12 protein-coding genes and 1 pseudogene are annotated in these 18,225 nt (G+C 38.2%); 4 read left to right on the top strand and 9 right to left on the bottom strand.

From position 1 onward, the window contains the following. Positions 1-332 precede the first annotated feature (332 nt). The 4 genes from AC3E9U_RS09820 to AC3E9U_RS09835 form a co-directional block, all read right to left on the bottom strand. Complete coding sequence (locus tag AC3E9U_RS09820; RefSeq protein ID WP_488746743.1) at positions 333-881, bottom strand: REP-associated tyrosine transposase; 549 nt, start codon at positions 879-881, stop codon at positions 333-335. Positions 882-1,122: 241 nt separating this feature from the next. Then, positions 1,123-2,013, bottom strand: coding sequence for a restriction endonuclease (locus AC3E9U_RS09825; protein ID WP_488746744.1), 891 nt, complete (start codon positions 2,011-2,013; stop codon positions 1,123-1,125). A 247-nt stretch (positions 2,014-2,260) separates the two neighbouring features. Next, a complete protein-coding gene (locus AC3E9U_RS09830) occupies positions 2,261-2,782 on the bottom strand; it encodes a hypothetical protein (RefSeq protein WP_488746745.1) in 522 nt (173 codons plus the stop codon). An 81-nt stretch (positions 2,783-2,863) separates the two neighbouring features. Then, positions 2,864-3,877: a type I restriction enzyme HsdR N-terminal domain-containing protein gene (locus AC3E9U_RS09835; RefSeq protein WP_488746746.1), complete on the bottom strand. Its 1,014-nt coding sequence runs from the start codon at positions 3,875-3,877 to the stop codon at positions 2,864-2,866. Between the two features lie 280 nt (positions 3,878-4,157). On the opposite strand from AC3E9U_RS09835, the gene AC3E9U_RS09840 reads away from it, so the two are divergent. Both AC3E9U_RS09840 and AC3E9U_RS09845 read left to right on the top strand, forming a co-directional pair. Next, the gene (locus tag AC3E9U_RS09840) at positions 4,158-4,676 is read left to right on the top strand and encodes a helix-turn-helix domain-containing protein (protein ID WP_488746747.1); all 519 of its coding nucleotides are present in this window, start codon (positions 4,158-4,160) and stop codon (positions 4,674-4,676) included. 156 nt (positions 4,677-4,832) lie between these two features. After that, a complete protein-coding gene (locus tag AC3E9U_RS09845) occupies positions 4,833-5,243 on the top strand; it encodes a hypothetical protein (protein WP_488746748.1) in 411 nt (136 codons plus the stop codon). Between the two features lie 108 nt (positions 5,244-5,351). On the opposite strand, the gene AC3E9U_RS09850 is transcribed toward AC3E9U_RS09845, so the two are convergent. The 3 genes and pseudogenes from AC3E9U_RS09850 to AC3E9U_RS09860 all read right to left on the bottom strand — a co-directional run bounded on the left by AC3E9U_RS09850 (position 5,352) and on the right by AC3E9U_RS09860 (position 10,702). Beyond that, a complete protein-coding gene (locus AC3E9U_RS09850; RefSeq protein ID WP_488746749.1) occupies positions 5,352-8,093 on the bottom strand; it encodes a fibronectin type III domain-containing protein in 2,742 nt (913 codons plus the stop codon). A 251-nt stretch (positions 8,094-8,344) separates the two neighbouring features. After that, positions 8,345-8,461, bottom strand: a pseudogene (locus AC3E9U_RS09855) (transposase); the annotation flags it as partial. Positions 8,462-8,518: 57 nt separating this feature from the next. Further along, on the bottom strand, positions 8,519-10,702 hold the full coding sequence (locus tag AC3E9U_RS09860; protein WP_488746750.1) for a rhomboid family intramembrane serine protease: 2,184 nt from the start codon (positions 10,700-10,702) through the stop codon (positions 8,519-8,521). Positions 10,703-11,338: 636 nt separating this feature from the next. Between AC3E9U_RS09860 and AC3E9U_RS09865 the strand changes: the two genes are divergently transcribed. Then, entirely contained in the window at positions 11,339-12,643 is a 1,305-nt protein-coding gene (locus AC3E9U_RS09865; protein ID WP_488746751.1) for a T9SS type A sorting domain-containing protein, read from the top strand. 154 nt (positions 12,644-12,797) lie between these two features. Here the strand turns inward: AC3E9U_RS09865 and AC3E9U_RS09870 are convergent, their stop codons facing one another. Together AC3E9U_RS09870 and gcvP are read right to left on the bottom strand one after the other, a co-directional pair. After that, positions 12,798-13,856: a 3-oxoacyl-ACP synthase III family protein gene (locus AC3E9U_RS09870; RefSeq protein WP_488746752.1), complete on the bottom strand. Its 1,059-nt coding sequence runs from the start codon at positions 13,854-13,856 to the stop codon at positions 12,798-12,800. Between the two features lie 416 nt (positions 13,857-14,272). After that, positions 14,273-17,122 carry an aminomethyl-transferring glycine dehydrogenase gene (gene gcvP / locus AC3E9U_RS09875; RefSeq protein ID WP_488746753.1) on the bottom strand — a complete coding sequence of 950 codons (2,850 nt, stop codon included), beginning with the start codon at positions 17,120-17,122 and terminating at the stop codon, positions 14,273-14,275. A 180-nt stretch (positions 17,123-17,302) separates the two neighbouring features. Here gcvP and AC3E9U_RS09880 point away from each other — a divergent pair, with 180 nt between their 5' ends. Continuing rightward, a complete protein-coding gene (locus tag AC3E9U_RS09880; protein ID WP_488746754.1) occupies positions 17,303-18,118 on the top strand; it encodes a UbiA prenyltransferase family protein in 816 nt (271 codons plus the stop codon). Positions 18,119-18,225 lie beyond the last annotated feature (107 nt).

The following is an 18,225-nucleotide window of genomic DNA, read 5'->3' on the forward strand; positions in this document are numbered from 1 at the left end:
GTTTTTTTGTTTGTGGGCATGGATTGGAAATCCGCGCTATCGGGGTCACTTAGTTTTTATCGGGAATAATCCTATTAAGTAGAACAAAAGTCCTAACATCATAAGTGCTTTGGATATGTTACTGAATTTTAATAAAGATCCAGAGTCTGTTACAGTTGTAATAAGAAATAATATTGTCCCTAGAATACCTATTATTACTCCGATGATTTTTAATATGCCAAAGACTTTCATTTTTATTTTTGTCTGTTTGAATTCGCTTTTGATTCTGTGTTATTATCAAAGAAAATTTGATGTTCCAGCGCTAGCGCGAGCATCTTGCTCGTGCCCGTAATCTAATTCAAATCAATTTCCAAAACTGTCGAATCATTATTGCCGTAATTTCTGGCGCTGCTGTATTTCCAATCTATCGAATCAGTAACAAAACCGGTTTCAACAGGGTTGTTATGTATATAATTTAGTTTTTGTTCAAATACCTTTAATGACCATATTTCAATCGGATTATTGTTTTGTTGCCAAAACTGACGGCATTTTACATTGCTGTTTTTTGCTCCCGCTCTTTCAAACATCCAAAGCAGCCAATCTCTTCGGCTTTCCAGCGGATTTTCTTCAATTGTTTTTATTAGTTTCCTCGATGTAAATCCCTTAAAATCTCTCATTAATCCCGATGGGTCTCCCAAAGAAGAACGAAAAATTAAATGAATATGGCTTGGCATTATGCAGTAGCCATAAATCTCCATTCCCTTATTTTTTCTGCAATACTCTAAAGATTCTGTTATAACTGAGAAATAGACATCTCTTGTGAAAACATCTATCCAATTCACTGTTGCAAAAGAAACAAAATAAGCTCCTTGGCTTTCGCCAAATTTATATTTTCTACTCATATCTTCTATGTGGGCACGAGCAAGATGCTCGCGCTAGCGGGGGGATAAATCCGCGCTATCGCGATTATGATTTTTTACAAAAAGTCATTAATAATTGTTCTCGTGGTGGCGCGAGCATCCTGCTCGTGCCCATAATCATCTAATTCAAATCAATTTTCAAACCGTTAAAACTCTTTTGGGGGTACGAGCAGGATGCTCGCGCCAGCGAGGGGTCATTTGTTTTTTGTTTTGACGTTAAAAGTTATTTTTCTTTAAAAGATACATTTAATATGCCATTTTCATTTCTAATGAATTGTAAAGACGGGATAGTATCATCTATGCTTTCAAATTCAATAATCTGCGAGATTGTATTATCTCCGTTACTGTATTTAGCTATTCGACTAATAGGAGTTTTTTGTATTAAGATGTTTAATTCCATATCAAAGATTATGTATAGAACATGGCATGTTTTATCGTTGTTCTTAACATAAAAGCGATCATTAGGATTGCAATAGTTAACTCTAAGTGAGATGTCTAAAATCGAATCTTTGTCGATACATTCTTTCCAGAATTTTTCAAGCTCATTATGAGGTATAATTTCAGAAATAGAAACCGCTGTATCATCAATTGTTTTAAAAAAAATCTTTTTATCCTGTACAGCATCTTTAATAATATTTTCGAATTGATTTATTTCTGTTGTTTCATCATCGAGACCAATTTCACATTTCCTTAATTTCGGTTTACAAATTTGGTTTGTGATATATTCTAAGGCACACCAATCTGAAATTGCATCCTTGTTAATTTCAGAAAAAGTTCTGGTTTCAATGCCAAAGAAATTTGCTTTTTTCTTTGCATTTTCTGAAAAATCGCTTGAAGATACAGCTATAGCTTTATGGATGTTTAAATTTTCGATTTTTGTTTTGATTTGCTCTATCCATGTTGTGTCCTGCTTTGAATTTCTATCACGACACTCGATAACAATTATAATATTTGAAGTTCCAATATTATGTTCGATTAAGATATCGACTTCTCTCTGATGCTCTGTAATTTTATCTCTTAAAAAGCCTGGAGAAGTTATTTTAGCACCAATTGGTAATACTACTTCTTCCAATTGTTTTATTAACAATTCAAAATCTCTTCCTTTTCTTCCCATGTTTTGTGTAGTTGTATTTGAATCATATATGTGCAAAAAAATCAAAGTTTGACTTTTTATCAAAAAAATCTGATTTCATACCAAGATACTAATTTGTACTAAAACTCTTCAAAAGCTTAATTAAAGTTTTCAATTTTAGTTCGAAACTGTCTTTAAAATAAAAACTACAACTGTCGCCGTTGTAGTTTTATTTATTCTGTTTGTGGGCACGTATTGCAAATCCGCGCTATCGGGGCTAAAGCAGCTATTAGTGGCTGGCATTTTTGTCGTCACCAGTTTCTTTTGCTAGTAATCCCGACAAACAACGGTTTATAGCTTGTCGTACATCGTCGACTTCAGTTTCACCTTGTCCTTCCGCTGTACAGGAACAGATTGGGGTATTTGATTTTGCTGCAATGATTTGTATGGTTACTTCAATTGTATAGCCTAATCCTCTATATCTTCTACCACTTTCACCATAGTTTACTATTAGGGTATCGTCAGTTAATTCTGTTTTTAATTCAGGTAAAATGATGAAGCCTTCTCTTATTAGTATTCCTCTTATAACATCGCTTGGATTAATGCTTTTACTATGAGTTGAACCATATGCGCTATAATTGTTTCCATACACGCTTCCGGTACTTGCAGTCAAACTGCTTGTTGGAGAAACGAATATATACCTATATCTTTCAATTTTGTCGTTCTTTACTATTGTGGGTTCTTTAAGTGGCGAACAACTAATAACCAAAATAGATATAAAAATGCTAGCTAAAAATCTAATTACTTTCATTTTTTATTGATGGTTTAGGTGGTTTTTTAATAGATACAGCTAGTAAATTGGAAGAGGTGTCTATCCAAAAAAATAAAAAAACTAATCAATAAAAGAAATTGTTCTCTCAATTAATTCATTCTTAAAGTTTAATAATTCATCTAAATGATTTATTGGATATTCATTATTTCCAATAAACACTTTCTTAGACGAGTCGGTAAATTTCAATTGACAAACTGTTTTCTTTTGATTATCGTCTACAAGAACATTAAATGTCCCTTTTTGATCTCTGTAACCTATTCTTAAATTTGGAATTTTTTTGTTCTGAATAAGTAAAGTTCTGATTGTGTGGTAAGCCTGCAATTCTTCATCAGTAGTGATAATGCCGGCAGATTTTGAATTTGTTTTGGTTTCGTGAAGGATTATTTTTTCAGTAAGTGATTTAAAAAGGGAGGAATTCATAAGTTCCTTCATTTTTTCCTCATTAAATTTTGACTTAAATGACATTTTTTTATGCACCAGTTTCAAAAAATCACTGGAAGGGCTTATCATTTCTTTTAAAAAAGTAATTTCAAAATCTTCAATAAAAACAGACTCCTGTGCTTTAATAATTATTTCATTGATATTAATTATTCGGGCATCAAAATTCAATAGGTTTTCAATATCGTTGTCAGTGTAATTCTCGATGTTAAAAACAAAGAAAGGTTTTGAATCCATTGTGTTTATCAAAGCGACATCCGAATAAAAACGATATTCTCTTCCATTTGTCAAAATTGCAATCCTTGAGTTTTTGGCATTTTGAAAATAACCGCTAAGTTGGCCTGCTTCCTTATCAGTTAGTTTGCTTGTTAGCTTTTTGCATTCAACTATAATTATATCTTTTCTTCCCAGTTTAATTGCATAATCAACCTTATTACTTACGCGTTCTCCAAAATCAGCTTCATATTCCGGTATCAAATCTTCATGCGCGTAATTTAATAGCATAAAAAAAGGATCAATCAAAAATTTCTTTGTCTGCGCTTCATTAGAGCAATTTTCTGCTTTTTGGTTAAAACTGAAATTATCTAATGATTTCTTTAAATGATTAAAAGCTTGTTTCTTGTTTATTGCTGACATATTGATACCGTTTAAATTTATAAATTATCTTAAAATTTTTAGTATTTCTTAGTGTATCAAACATAAAGATAAAAAATTACCTGCACAATCACTAAAATTGGTGATTTTGTCATATTTGTTTGAACAATGTTATTTTTTGAAAAATAGGTGTGGCTTCGAGAGCCTCAGCCACCACCATTACCAATACATTCCGTGACAAAAAAACCAAACGAAAAAAAAATGTCACAAATTTGTGGCAAAATATTTGTGACAGGATTTTTGTCACGAAAAAAATGTCACAATGAAATCTAAAGCAGGTATAAAAAGTATTTTGGGTTTGTCCCAAAGTGAAATGGCGAAGCTCACCGGAGTGAGCCGATCGCAATGGGCTATGTCTGAAATAGGGCAACGCGATATGCCACTGGGCTCCGGTAAGATAGTTGCCGATTTGCTGACCTGGCTCCATACATCGCAATCGGGGGCTAAAGGAACGGAAAAAACTATCGAAACAGAGAAAAAGAACCATGCAGCGTGGATGAAAAAAGAATACCTGGAACAGCAGCATAAGATAGGACTCCTGGAACGTAAAATACAAGTAATGGAAAATATCCGCAAAGACTGCTTTGCTGCGTTAGAGGTGGTGCGCTATTTAGAACAGTTTCCGGAGAATATCGCCTTTGCTGCTTTGGCATTGGATGTAAAAGACCGCGTCGAACTGAGCCTAAGCAAGAACAGTCTGCATCATTTCGAACAGCTGCAATTAAAAAAAGAAACCGCCGAAATGTTAAAAAATAAAATTGCGAAAAAATTAAATTTGTAAGAAAAGTTGTTGAGTAACAAGTAGATGGCCGCGATTTAAAAGTGATATATTTTCTTACGAAATGTTAAAATTTCAAACAGGAGATATTGTGAGAAATTTTTGGCACATCGTTTGAAAAAGGTGAATGCATTAATAACCCTTAAAACTTTTAGAATCATGTATTCATTAAACAGAATTACCACAGTAGCCGATTGCGATTTATTATTAACATGGGCACAAAAAGAAAAAGCCGATTTAGTGTTCAAACAACTATCGGTAGACCGACTTACCGTTAACTATAGCAGTACTTCAATAGAAATAGAAGCCATTCTGCAGGGCGTATTGGTAGAGCTTGATGCCACCACATCCGTACTGGCAATTTTACCGGAAGGACCTACCAAAGAGGATTTGGAGAAAAAGAAGAAAAGGCTCGAGTACAAAAAGTTCTTACTTGAAAACCGAAAAGAGAGCTACGGATCGGTAGCGCTGGTGGAAAAAGAACTTGACCGCGAACGTGTCAGCAAAGAATTAGATGAGGTGGAAGCGTTCATCACCACGGTAACCGCACACAGGGTTACATTACAGTAAAACAAAAAGGGACAGTCAAACAGATTGTCCCTTTTGTTTTGAAAATTATAACATCACCATAGTGCCTGCCCGCCGAGAAGCGGGACTTACGACCCCTAATACTATGGCTTACTTAACTACTAGTTTTGCGGTAAACAGTTTTCGCGAATGGATTTTTAAAATGTAAGTGCCTTTCGGTAAATCCTGCGTAATGAGTGAGTACTTATTATTGTTTACGTTTTTGGTGGCATACAGTAATTTTCCTTCCATATTGAAAATTTCAATCTGGTCGATCGGATAATCGGATTGGATAAACGTCTGCTTGTCATTGCTGGCCGGGTTAGGATATACTTTCAACCCGTTGTCTATTTTGAATTCCTCTCTTTTCAATGCCGGATTAATTACTTCAAAGGTCACTCGGTTAGACACTTCGTTGTACGAATCATTGGTAAACATTACTATAAAATAGTTTCCGGTCTGCGTGGGAAGATTTGCTCCTGTGATATTTGTCGATCCCTGTGCAACTCCGTTAAAGTAAGTATAACTCACCAGCGGATTGATGTTCGGATTGTCACCCTGATGGTAAATACCTAACCAGTCTTTCACAATACCCGGAGCGTCGGTCCATGAAGCCGTAATTTGTTCCCCAAGTTCATACACCGGTTTGTTGATCCATAATTCGGTAACCAAATCACCCACTTTAAAGAAGACTTTATTTCCAATGGCATTGTACCCGTTTTGCAAATAGTACTCCGCATAATAATAGCCTTTCGGAAGATTGTTGAAGGTTTTAGAGCCGGAAGCGGTAGTTACGTATTGCCACGAAGTTGAAGCAACGCTGCCACCGGGTGTAACACCCATTTTATAGATGCCGATCCAGTCGTTGGTCAATTGCGGACCATTGCTGAACGTAACGATCACCGGAGAACCTACGGCATATTCCGGCTGATTCGTTGCTAACACTGGTACAGGGCCAACATAGAAATATTTTCTTGCGGCGATTTCCGTATAGCCTCCGTTTGAAAAGATGGCCGCAAAATAGCGTCCTTTGGTTGCCAATCCACTCGAGAAATTGATAAGCCCGCTTGGGCTTCCGTTAGTGTATTGCCATGCCTGGGAAGGTGAAGCAGCACCCGGCGTCTGTCCTTCCTTATATAATCCAATCCATGTTGAAGTACTTGCCGGCGCATCGGTAAAGTTGACCTTAATAGGCGCGTTTTGGTTGTAGGTCAGGGCGTCGGTAGTGATTTCCGTATTTACGACAACACTACCGGAAATAGTGAAGGTTTTTACATCACTCCATTGGGACCATTCCAGATTACGGTCTCTGTAGCGTACTTTCACATAATACTGCCCGTTAGGAAGTGAATTGCCCGCCAAGGTGATTTTTGTGATGTCAACGCCAAGATTTACGTTCACGGTAGAATCGCGTTGGGTTCCGTATTGTCCGTAAAGATCTTCGAAATCACGATACACTTCTTTTTTGATGATGTCGAATGTAGGTGTCTGGGAGATCTGAAACTGGGTCGTATTCAACAGTTCGTTGGTGGTTGTTGCAAAAGCGGATCCGTTAATGGTCAAAGGAAGTGTGGAACTCGCCGGAAAAGTATTTGTAATAGATGGCTTAGCCGGAGCCGGTTTGTTCTTGTATCTGTGGAATTCGTCCATCAGCTGGTTGTTTTTCCACTGATAAATACTTCCGATGGAATAGCTTTCAACATCCATTTTGCCGTTCACCACATCGATATCCACAATCTGATAAATCCAGTTACAGATGGTTTTCTGAACGTCTTCAAAGTTTTGTTCTGTGGATGAACCCCAATACTGATCCCACGCGGTTCCTCCGGATATGATATTGTAGGTTGGCGTGTTTTTTAACTGCCCCCGGTGATACAAATGATGATGTGCCCCGATATGCATGGCATATTTTGATGAGGTAACTAACATAGGAACAGCATTATTTCTAACCCAGGTGGAGATGTCGCCCACATATTGTTCCGCCTGATACGGTCTGTGGCTTAAAGAGAAGATCCATTGAACCGTATTGTCGGCATTAGCGGCATTTAAAACCTGTTGCAGCCACGTATATTGTGCCGTTCCTGTATGTTCCGAACTTAAACTAATGAACAAAACATTACCTGCCTGATGCGCGTAGTAATTTTCATTTCCGGAAGAAATCCCCTGGTAAGTAAGTTCATTAATATAGAAATGATCATAATAGGAATTCATGCCTAAAGTTCCATACGTTTCGTGGTTTCCAACGGTAGTCTGAATCGGAATATGATCTGAAAGCGCTCTGTTTTTCTTGAAATGCACATTCTCATAATGATCCAGTGTGCCCACATCCACCTGATCACCCACCATAAAAGTCATGGCAATGTTATCATCCGGAGACAAATTGGAGCCCCACTTTTCTTTTATCTTTCTTTTGGCAGCAGAAACCAAAGAGTCGTAGCGCGGTTGTGCTTTCAGCTGATTGTCACCCATGATCAGAAAACGGATATGACCATCGGCGGTTGCTGCCTGTCCGGGATTAGGAAGGGTTTTAAAAGAACTGACTGCCGAAACTGCCGTGCCGGTCTTGATTCTGTAGTAGTATTTGGTGTTTGGGGTCAGGTTGGACAGTTTTACCGAATGGTAATAATAATTTCCCGGATAACCTGAGTCGGTAAAAATGTTGGTGTTACCCGTAACGGTTACGTTTAAATTTGAGGAAGTGGTTCCGTATTCTACAACGGATTCCGGATTGCTGTCCGTTTTCCAATTCACATACATGGAAGTCGGCATCGGATTTTGCAGATAGGGGTAGAGCGTTTGGGAGTTTACTGACACACAGACCAGTAAAATTAAAAAAGTAACGATTCTTTTCATTGTTTTAGTTTTTTAGTTGGACTTGGCAAAAGTAGTGTCAATACTTTTCTTACAGTTTAAAACAACGTTACTGTTCGTTTATCTTTCTTTTTTGATAACGTTATGTGTGTTAAGTATTTATTGCGTTGCAGGTGACTTCGATCCTAAAATCTCACGCTACGCGGTGTCTTTAAAATAGAAAACTACAACTTTTTACGGTTGTAGTTTTTGTTTTTTTGTTTGTGGGCACGGATTGCAAATCCGCGCTATCGGGTTTCTGTTATAACTGAGAAATAAACATCTCTTGTGAAAACATCTATCCAGTTCACTGTTGCAAAAGAAACAAAATAAGCTCCTTGGCTTTCGCCAAATTTATATTTTCTGCTCATATCTTCTGTGTGGGCACGAGCAAGATGCTCGCGCTAGCGGTGCTGTTAGCTGTAGTTTTATTTGGATTCTGACAATCCTTGGTCAATTTTTGGTCTCCAATATGAAATAATTTCCCTAATTGTTTCACCGTTAGATAGCATTTGGCTATTTGCTTTTTCATAATTCTCATAGATCATTTTGCAATGTTTGTCTAAATCTTCTAGTTCAAGAGTATCATTTACTTCGTTATCTCTGATTTTTCTTATTTCAATATTCATTTTTCGGGCATACAGTTCGGCTAAATCGAATGATAGTTTTTGCACTTCGAGTATTTCTTTATAATTAAATTGCATTGTGTCTTTAGTCCATGATTTGCTTTTGTCAAAAACGGCAAATGCTTCAAAATCCCCAAAACCATTAGATTCTACAGTTATTCCATTCCAAAAAAATATGTTTTGCTCAGAATTATAATCTGGGGACATTTCAAAATCCTTAATGCTAATATTCACACCTTGCCTCCAAATGATACAATTTTTCAAATTATAAAGGCTTGATTTATTTTGTGTGCTATGTTGGTGTTTTTCGGTGGAAGTATCTCGGTTTTTAAATAATGGAATTAAACAAAACATAATTATTAAGATTCCAATGGACAACACTATTTTAGTATATAATTTATTGGAATTATTCCCACTTCGCCCCTCAAAGGAGCTTGCGTTTTTCTTTTTTGACTCAATTTTATATAATAATATACCAATAAATGCTCCGCTTAAAAGTCCACCAATATGGGCGGCATTGTCAATTCCACCTGTTAATCCCCAAAGAAGGTTTATAAAGACATAAATTCCTATCATCATAAAAACAAGCCTTTTACCTTCTTTTGGAAACGCATCAGTTAATAATAAACCAAGTATTGCCCCATAAAGCCCAAAAATAGCCCCTGATGCACCAACGCTGATCATATTTGGATACCACCATATACTTGCGAGACTACCACAAAGACCTGATAAAATGTATAGTGTGAAATAGTTTTTTCTTCCGAGTATTGGCTCAATAAAAAGTGCTGCAATCACAAGTCCATATATGTTCAAAAATAGATGCATAATTCCTCCATGTAAAAACATACTTGTGAAAAGACGCCACCATTCTCCGTGAATCGTTTCAAATCTTCTATTTCCTCCCCACTCCAATAATTCAAGACTGTTTGGAGAAGTAATATGTATTCCTGAAAAAATCATTATCAGAAATACTAAGATGTTTAAATCTAAAATAATAGATGTTACAAAATGACTTCCTTTAGGAATTAGATAATTTAACATATCTACAATATCATCTTGCTTTGGTTTCTTGCCTTGTAAAAATTTTTTTCTCTCCGTTTCACTATAACCGGGCCAAATAAGTGAAAACAATAAAATGCCGAGACCGATGCCGAATGAACCGAAAATCCAAGCAAATTTATTTCCGTTTCTCTTTTCGAATTCTTCCTGTACAGGCTTTAAAACTACAAAACTGTCATCTGTTTTTTCTCTTGTTCTTGCCTCAATTGCTTTTAGATAATTTTCCCTGTCATCAGAAGTAGGTATTCTTTCAAAATGGTCTAGAGAATGAAAATTATAACTATTCATTTTCTGAGTACACTCGTTATAAAAATCTTTATATTTTTTCTCCTTCTCCTGGTCACTTATGCGGTTGCTAATCTGCTTTTGGAATTTAACACCGTACCATTTTTTGGGAATATTTTTAAATACCGTTGAGTCCGGAACAATTGGAGTAATGAAGAAAATATCAAAGTTAAGATATTGATTATGTTTTCCGCTTGTTCTGAAATCAGTATATGTACCTCCAAAATAGGTTGCGACTATAAAGTTGTTCACTTTGTAATATCTCGATTTTTCAACTTTATCTATGTCGTCGATGCTTTCAATGGTGTTTAGCTTACCACTTGCGGTAGTTAAATAATTTTGGGATATCGCTAACATTGCAAACATGCTAAGCCAAGAAATAAATTGAAAAAAGACTCTTCCATTATCGTTATCTTTTTTGAATGTTAGAACTCTTAGCCGTTGTCTAAACCAAAGAGTCATTACTATCCAAGGTAAAGTAATTGGTATCCAAAATTCCCAAACTTCTTCTTTTATATCAATTAGTGGAAATTGTATGCAAAAAAGCCATCTAATCAATAAAAGTCCAATTACACTTCCAAAGGATAATAGTAAAAATGTTGGAACTATATGTTTTAATTTATCAATGTATTTTGTCATCATAGTTGCATAAAATGGAATAAGCCCGCAAATATATAAAGGTCAACTTATAACAAACCGTGTAATTCCAAAAACAAACAATACATTTCTTATATGTTAAATGCCAGAACGTGGTAAATGACGTTTCGAAACCCGTTTGCCACGTCCCGCAACGGGGTAAGTGGCGTTCCCAGCGGGGTAGACCACGTCCTGTAACGTGGTAAATGGAGTCTGTAACGTGGCAAACCACGTCGGATATCGTGAAGTCACCTTACAAACATGGTTAACCACGTCCGGTAACGTAGTAAAATGGTTTTCTCAATGTGGTTCACGCCGTTAAACATAAAAAAACGAAAACGAGTATAAACCACATAATATTAAAAATCAATAACCTTAAGAGATACGATTAGAGGAAGTGCTCTTAATGCAAACCTTACATTCTTTTCCTGCAAATCAAAAAATTTCAAAAACAGTCATTCATGATATTAATTGGGAAATAATTACATATATTTGGGACGAATAGAAAAAATAAAGCAATTTTTGTGTTAATTTTTTATATATAGACAATGATTAACTGGTTCTGTTCAGAGCAGGAATTCGAAAAATCAAACAACAAATTTTAAATGGTCATTACCAACGCTAAACCAAAACCAAATCACTATGAAGCTAAAATTACCTATTCTTTTTTCCTTGTTTCTGCTAACGCAAACGGGTGAATCGCAAACGCATCCCATTGACCTTCACCCAAACAACCGCGTTGCGTCACTCCAGATGACGCCTACCGAGTACAGCAACTGGAAAACAAACGACCAATTTAACAACACTGCAGTAAGGCAGGCTCTTTTTCAGGATATCTACGTAAAGTTCCAGGATCATTTCGATTTTATTTTTTTAATCCTGAATGAAGATACCCGACCTTCCAACCTGGCATCGGGCCAATTGATGAAAGTGTCTAATAATATTACAGGAATCGGGATGTCCACGTACAACGATTGCGCCAGTTACGGCTCGGCCGGAAAACTGAAAGCGGTTATGCACTTGGCCAGAAGAGATTATTTACGCGCAGGCCCTTCTCTGCATGAATTAATGCACAATTGGGGGAATTTTTGCCTGCAAACAGAGTCTGTATCCGGCTACGGAACCGGTTTGACCTCTTTCGCTTACCAGCCTCACTGGGGATTTACAGGGGGGGACACTAAAGGGCAGCTCGGTGGTTTTCAGCAAAGCACACTTGTCAGTAATGGAGGTGGTTCCTACAGTGTCGGTACTTTCGGGCCGAATGCCAATGGAGGCAATTCTGTTCCGTACACTCAGTTCGAATTGTATTTGATGGGAATGATACCGCTTTCGGGCGTAAATAACTTTGATGTGTTCAGAGGGATTACCTCACTAAGCACCGACGGCACCACAGATACCTTTCAGGCCACAACCCGAACTACTTATACATCGGCATCGTTACAAACGTTGCTGGGAAGCCGAAGTCCTTCCTCCACCACTTCACAGAAAAATTTCAAATTATTGGTTGTTTGTTTGACCGATACACCACTTACGGCCGCGCAATGGAGTTTGTTGGATGACTATTCTGAAAAATTCGGACGAACAGCCTCTGACGGATCATCGACCTACAATTTTTGGGAAGCCACCGGTGGTTTAGGCACCATGGAAACCGGTAATTTACAAAACAGCCTTAATGCGCTGGGTGTGGCTACCAATGAATTTACCGAGGGAATCCGTGTCTATCCGATTCCGGCTAAAAACAACATAACCATCGAAACCAAAAGCAATATCGATATTCGTGAATTGTCCGTTTATAACCTTCTTGGTCAGCGAATCAATCCTGTTGTCGTGCAACAAAATGACAAGAAGATCGAAATCAATATGGGTGACTGTCCGAAGGGAATTTATCATCTCACTATCAAAAAAGAAGACGGTCAGTTATTCGTAAAGAAAATTATTATTGAATAGGAAGTAGCATGCACACAAAGGAACTTTCTAAAGAATAAAGAACATAGAGAAAAGAATATAGAATATAGAAAAAGGGCTGTCTCAAACGGGCAGCCCTTTTTGTGAATAAATAATTAACTGAATTTTCTATTTTCTTTTCTCTTCTCCCTTTTGTCTAAAATCGATAAACAAACGCATTAATGTTCATTCCCGCGCCTACCGAAGCAAATAGAATTACGTCGCCCTTGTTTATCTCCTGATTTTCGATTTCTCCTTTCAGGATCAGATCATATAAGGTAGGAATGGTAGCCACGCTGCTATTGCCTAGTTTTTTAATGTTCATGGGCATTACATTTTCCGGTGGTGTAAGCTTGTATAATTTAAAGAAACGCTGTACGATGGCTTCGTCCATTTTTTCATTTGCCTGATGAATCAGGATCTTTTTTAAGTCAGCGATTGGGATGCCACTTTTATCCAGACAGGATTTCATGGCGGCCGGTACCTGATTTAAAGCAAACTCATAAATCTTACGGCCATACATTTTTATGTAGCGGACATCGGGGTTATGATCTTTGTTATAGGATTTTCCGAAGAACAGAAAGTTGCTTTCTTCAAATGTAAAAGAAGCGGTTTCGTGAGCAAGGATTCCGTCATCGCCATCCATTTCCTCCAGAACAGTAGCACCCGCGCCATCCGAGTAGATCATGCTGTCCCGGTCGTGCATGTCTACTACTCTGGAAAGGGTTTCGGCCCCGATTACCAGGCATTTTTTAGCCATACCGGCTCTTATGAACGCTTGTGCCTGAATCATGCCTTCAATCCAGCCCGGGCAACCAAACATAACATCGTAAGCGACGCATTTGGGATTTTTTATTTTCAGTTTGTTTTTAACGCGAGACGCAATACTGGGTACGGTGTCACTTTGTATGGCCCCATGACGTACATCGCCAAAATTTTGGGCTACAATAATATAATCCAGTGTTTCCGCATCTAGATTGGCATCTTTGATGGCTTTTTCGGCTGCGAAGAAGGCGATGTCAGAAGTGTTTAAATCGTTTGCTACATAGCGACGTTCCTCAATTCCGGTAATGTCCAGAAATTTTTCGGCAATTACTTCATTGGGAACTGCAAAAGTAGAACCGTCCTCATTTAGAAACTGATGACGTGCGAAATCGGTATTCGTAACAACTTGTGTTGGGATGTAACTTCCTGATCCCGTTATTTTTATGGCCATAACGTAGTTTTTAACTCTACTAAGGTAAGAAATCTGTCGGAGTTACTGTTTAAAAATTACTTTTCTAAACTTTTTTCACAAAAAAATAGGGTAAAATCAGTGAAAGTATTAAATGTGTTTTTATTTTTTTGTTTACGGCTAAAATGTTTTGATTGTGTTCAAAAAGAAAACCCTTCCCCAAAACCATATTATGAATAACGCTCGGTGCCTGAGGCTCTCGAAGGCACATCTAAAGACAGTAAACAATTATAAAACATGTGGCTTCGAGAACCTCAGCCACCGTATCAAGTGGTTCGGCTATTGGAAACAAAAGGGAGTACAAAAGAAAAACCCTTCCGTTTCCGAAAGGGTTTTTACTATTTGTTATCTGCTTTCTGCAATCTGCCGTCTGCTGACCGCTGTCTGCAATCTGCCGACTAGTTCTCGATATACGCTTCAATCGGTGCACAAGAACAAACTAAGTTTCTGTCTCCGTATGCGTCATCTACACGACGAACAGTAGGCCAGAATTTATTGTCAGCGATGTACTCCAACGGATAAGCCGCTTTCTCTCTTGAGTAAGGGAAGTCCCAACGTTCAGCTGTTAACATTGCTAACGTGTGAGGTGAGTTTTTCAATGGGTTGTTGGTATCTTCAGCCGATGCAGCAGCGATTTCTTTTCTGATAGCAATCATCGCATCACAGAAACGGTCTAACTCTCCTAAATCTTCTGATTCAGTAGGCTCAACCATTAATGTGCCTCCTACTGGGAATGATACCGTTGGCGCATGGAAACCGTAGTCCATCAAACGTTTAGCGATATCGGTTACTTCGATTCCGTTTTGTTTGAATTCACGACAATCTAAGATCATTTCGTGAGCTGCACGTCCCATTTCACCTGAATATAAGATTGGATAATGCTCTTCCAAACGCGCTTTCATATAGTTCGCGTTTAAGATAGCGTGCTCAGTAGCTGAACGTAAACCTTCAGCGCCTAACATAGTGATGTATCCGTAAGAGATCAAACATACCAAAGCCGAACCGTAAGGAGCAGCAGAGATAGCTGAGATGGCATCTTTACCGCCTGTAGCCACAACCGGGTTAGTAGGTAAGAAGTCAACTAGTTTCTCGTTCACACAGATTGGTCCAACTCCAGGGCCACCACCACCGTGAGGGATAGCGAAGGTTTTGTGTAAGTTCAAGTGACAAACGTCAGCACCAATAGTAGCAGGGTTTGTTAAGCCTACCTGTGCATTCATGTTCGCGCCGTCCATATATACTAATCCGCCGTTATCGTGGATCAATTTAGTAACTTCAATGATAGAAGATTCATAAACTCCGTGAGTAGAAGGGTAAGTTACCATCAAACAAGACAAATCGTCTTTGTGCTCGATAGCTCTTGCTCTTAAATCTTCTACGTCGATGTTTCCTTCCGGAGTAGTTTTGGTAACGATGATTTTCATTCCCGCCATCGCTGCAGAAGCCGGATTGGTCCCGTGCGCCGAAGATGGGATTAAACATACGTTACGGTGTCCTTCACCACGTGAGATGTGGTACGCACGAATCGCCATTAAACCAGCGTATTCTCCCTGTGCTCCTGAGTTTGGTTGTAACGATGTTCCTTTGAAACCGGTAACTACATTCAACTGCTGCTCTAATTTTTTAAGCATAGTCAGATAACCTTGTGTCTGATCTGCCGGAGCGAATGGGTGAATGCTGTTCCAGTTTGGCATTGATAACGGTAACATTTCTGCTGCTGCGTTCAATTTCATCGTACAAGAACCTAAAGAGATCATTGAGTGGTTCAATGATAAGTCTTTACGCTCTAATTTTTTGATATAACGCATCAATTGGCTTTCCGAATGATGGTTGTTGAATACCTCGTGTTGTAAGAACGATGAGGTACGGATTAATTTTTCTGAAACCTGAACTTCTGAAGCTAATTCTGAAACGTGTACTGCAGATTTACCAACCGCTTCAGCAAAAATTGCTACGATAGTATTGATGTCTGAAAGAGAAGTTGTTTCGTTGAAAGAGATAGAAACGCTTTCGTTGTTTGGATAGAAGAAGTTTACTTCATTTTTCTCGGCGATTGCTTTTACTTTAGCAGCATCGGCTTTCACTAAGATAGTGTCGAAGAAAGCAGAGTTAACTTGGTTTACGCCAATAATTGATAATGCTTTTGCTGCAGTAACTGCCGAAGCGTGTACTTTATCAGCGATGTACTGTAAACCTTTTGGTCCGTGGTACACAGCATACATACCTGCCATAACTGCTAACAATACCTGAGCGGTACAGATGTTAGAAGTTGCTTTTTCACGTTTGATGTGCTGCTCACGAGTACCTAATGCCATACGTAAAGCGCGGTTTCCGTTAACATCGATAGAAACTCCGATGATACGGCCCGGCATGGAACGTTTGTATTCTTCTTTAGTTGCGAAGAAACCTGCGTGAGGTCCTCCGAAACCCATTGGAATACCGAAACGCTGCGTAGTACCTACTACAACTGCAGCGCCTAATTCTCCCGGAGAAGTTAGTTTTGCTAATGATAAAATATCGGCAGCAACAGCTACTTTAATTTCATTTTGTGCTGCTGTAGCTATAAATTGCGAATAGTCGTGAACCTGACCGTATTTTCCAGGGTATTGTAGAATAGCTCCGAAATAGTCCGCTGAAAAGTCAAAAGTTTCGTGATTACCAACAACTAATTCAATGTTTAACGGAGTTGAACGAGTCTGCAGAATCGATAATGTTTGAGGTAAAATTTCTTCAGATACAAAGAATTTACTCACATTGTTTTTCTTCTGATCACGTGTTCTGACATCAAAAAGTAAAGTCATTGCTTCTGCAGCTGCTGTACCTTCGTCCAACAAAGAAGCATTAGCGATTTCCATTCCTGTCAATTCGATGATCGTGGTCTGGAAGTTCAATAAAGCCTCTAAACGACCTTGAGCGATCTCAGCCTGGTACGGAGTATAAGCCGTATACCATCCCGGGTTTTCAAAAATGTTTCTTTGGATAGCCGGCGGCACGATCGCAGGGTGGTATCCTAAACCGATGTACGATTTGAATACTTTGTTCTTAGCGCCCAACTGCGTAATGTGAGTAGCGTACTCATATTCCGTCATGGCTGGGTCTAATTCGATATCTTGTTTTAAACGGATTCCGTCAGGAAAAGTTTCGTAAAGTAATTGCGTCATGTCCTTCACACCAATGGTTTTGAACATGTGTTGTAAATCCGATTCTCTCGGACCAATGTGTCTTAAAGCAAATGCATCTGTTTTCATCAGTTTCTCTACTGTTTGTTTAAGTGTTTGGGTAAGAACCGCAAACGATATTAAGTTGTGTTTTTTACGGCCACAAAAATAATTATTAATCTGCTAATAAACTTGTTTTTTAACGTCAATTTTTGCAGGAATTTGTAAACAAAAAGGCTACTTGTTAACAGATTGATTACTTTTGTAAGTATGCAACTACTCAAGCGCCTATTCGATTTTTATCTTCACGGAAGCATTCATGTGGCTTTGGCGGTTTATGCTTTGGTCCGCATGACGTTTCATTTCTTTTACATTGAGTATGACAAACCGATGGCGTTGTTCGCTTTTTTCGGAACCATCGTGGGGTATAATTTTGTAAAGTACGACGCTGTACGAACCAAAAAACTGAAGATAAATGCGGAAAGAAAAGCAATTGTGGTACTAAGCATACTTTCCTTTTTAGCTACCGTGTACTTCTTCTTTCATTTGGAAAGACGAACGCAATTGGTATCTGCTGCTTTTTTGGGACTGACGATTTTGTATACCTTGCCGATATTTCCCAAGCTTGGTAATGCTCGCAATTGGGCGGGAGTGAAGATTTACATTGTGGCTTTTTGCTGGGCGGGAATTACGCTTTTTCTGCCTATAATCAATGCCGGTTTGCCGCTTTCGCATGATGTTTGGCTGAAGTTTGGTCAGCGTTTTTTACTGGTAATCATCCTGATATTGATTTTTGAAATCATCGATCTGAAAGATGATGATGCTTCATTGCAAACCGTTCCGCAACAATTGGGTGTTCGGAAAACCAAGATACTTAACCTTTTTTTACTCCTTCCTTTTTACTTTTTGGAGTTTTTAAAGTCTGATTTTCATGTACTTCAGCTATGGATTAATCTGGCGTTGGTTGTGGTTATTGCTCTTTTTACGGTTTTCGCAACTCCGAACCGTTCTAAGTACTACACTGATTTCTGGGTGGAAAGTATTCCGATTCTTTGGTGGCTGATGGTGATTTTTCTTACTTTTTAAATTGTAAGAATTCGTCATTTCTCACACGATGTTATAATGGATTAAAGATCGTGTAATTTTGTGAAAATACAACACTTTGTGAACGCGTTGTGTTTTTTCGGCGTAAG

This window comes from Flavobacterium sp. 21.1, from assembly GCF_057801535.1.

What these genes read in the sequence shown, in the direction of transcription:
- AC3E9U_RS09820 (WP_488746743.1), bottom strand. Translation starts at nt 881, where the DNA reads ATGAGTAGAAAATATAAATTTGGCGAAAGCCAAGGAGCTTATTTTGTT.
- AC3E9U_RS09825 (WP_488746744.1), bottom strand. Translation starts at nt 2,013, where the DNA reads ATGGGAAGAAAAGGAAGAGATTTTGAATTGTTAATAAAACAATTGGAA.
- AC3E9U_RS09830 (WP_488746745.1), bottom strand. Translation starts at nt 2,782, where the DNA reads ATGAAAGTAATTAGATTTTTAGCTAGCATTTTTATATCTATTTTGGTT.
- AC3E9U_RS09835 (WP_488746746.1), bottom strand. Translation starts at nt 3,877, where the DNA reads ATGTCAGCAATAAACAAGAAACAAGCTTTTAATCATTTAAAGAAATCA.
- AC3E9U_RS09840 (WP_488746747.1), top strand. Translation starts at nt 4,158, where the DNA reads ATGAAATCTAAAGCAGGTATAAAAAGTATTTTGGGTTTGTCCCAAAGT.
- AC3E9U_RS09845 (WP_488746748.1), top strand. Translation starts at nt 4,833, where the DNA reads ATGTATTCATTAAACAGAATTACCACAGTAGCCGATTGCGATTTATTA.
- AC3E9U_RS09850 (WP_488746749.1), bottom strand. Translation starts at nt 8,093, where the DNA reads ATGAAAAGAATCGTTACTTTTTTAATTTTACTGGTCTGTGTGTCAGTA.
- AC3E9U_RS09860 (WP_488746750.1), bottom strand. Translation starts at nt 10,702, where the DNA reads ATGATGACAAAATACATTGATAAATTAAAACATATAGTTCCAACATTT.
- AC3E9U_RS09865 (WP_488746751.1), top strand. Translation starts at nt 11,339, where the DNA reads ATGAAGCTAAAATTACCTATTCTTTTTTCCTTGTTTCTGCTAACGCAA.
- AC3E9U_RS09870 (WP_488746752.1), bottom strand. Translation starts at nt 13,856, where the DNA reads ATGGCCATAAAAATAACGGGATCAGGAAGTTACATCCCAACACAAGTT.
- gcvP (WP_488746753.1), bottom strand. Translation starts at nt 17,122, where the DNA reads ATGAAAACAGATGCATTTGCTTTAAGACACATTGGTCCGAGAGAATCG.
- AC3E9U_RS09880 (WP_488746754.1), top strand. Translation starts at nt 17,303, where the DNA reads ATGCAACTACTCAAGCGCCTATTCGATTTTTATCTTCACGGAAGCATT.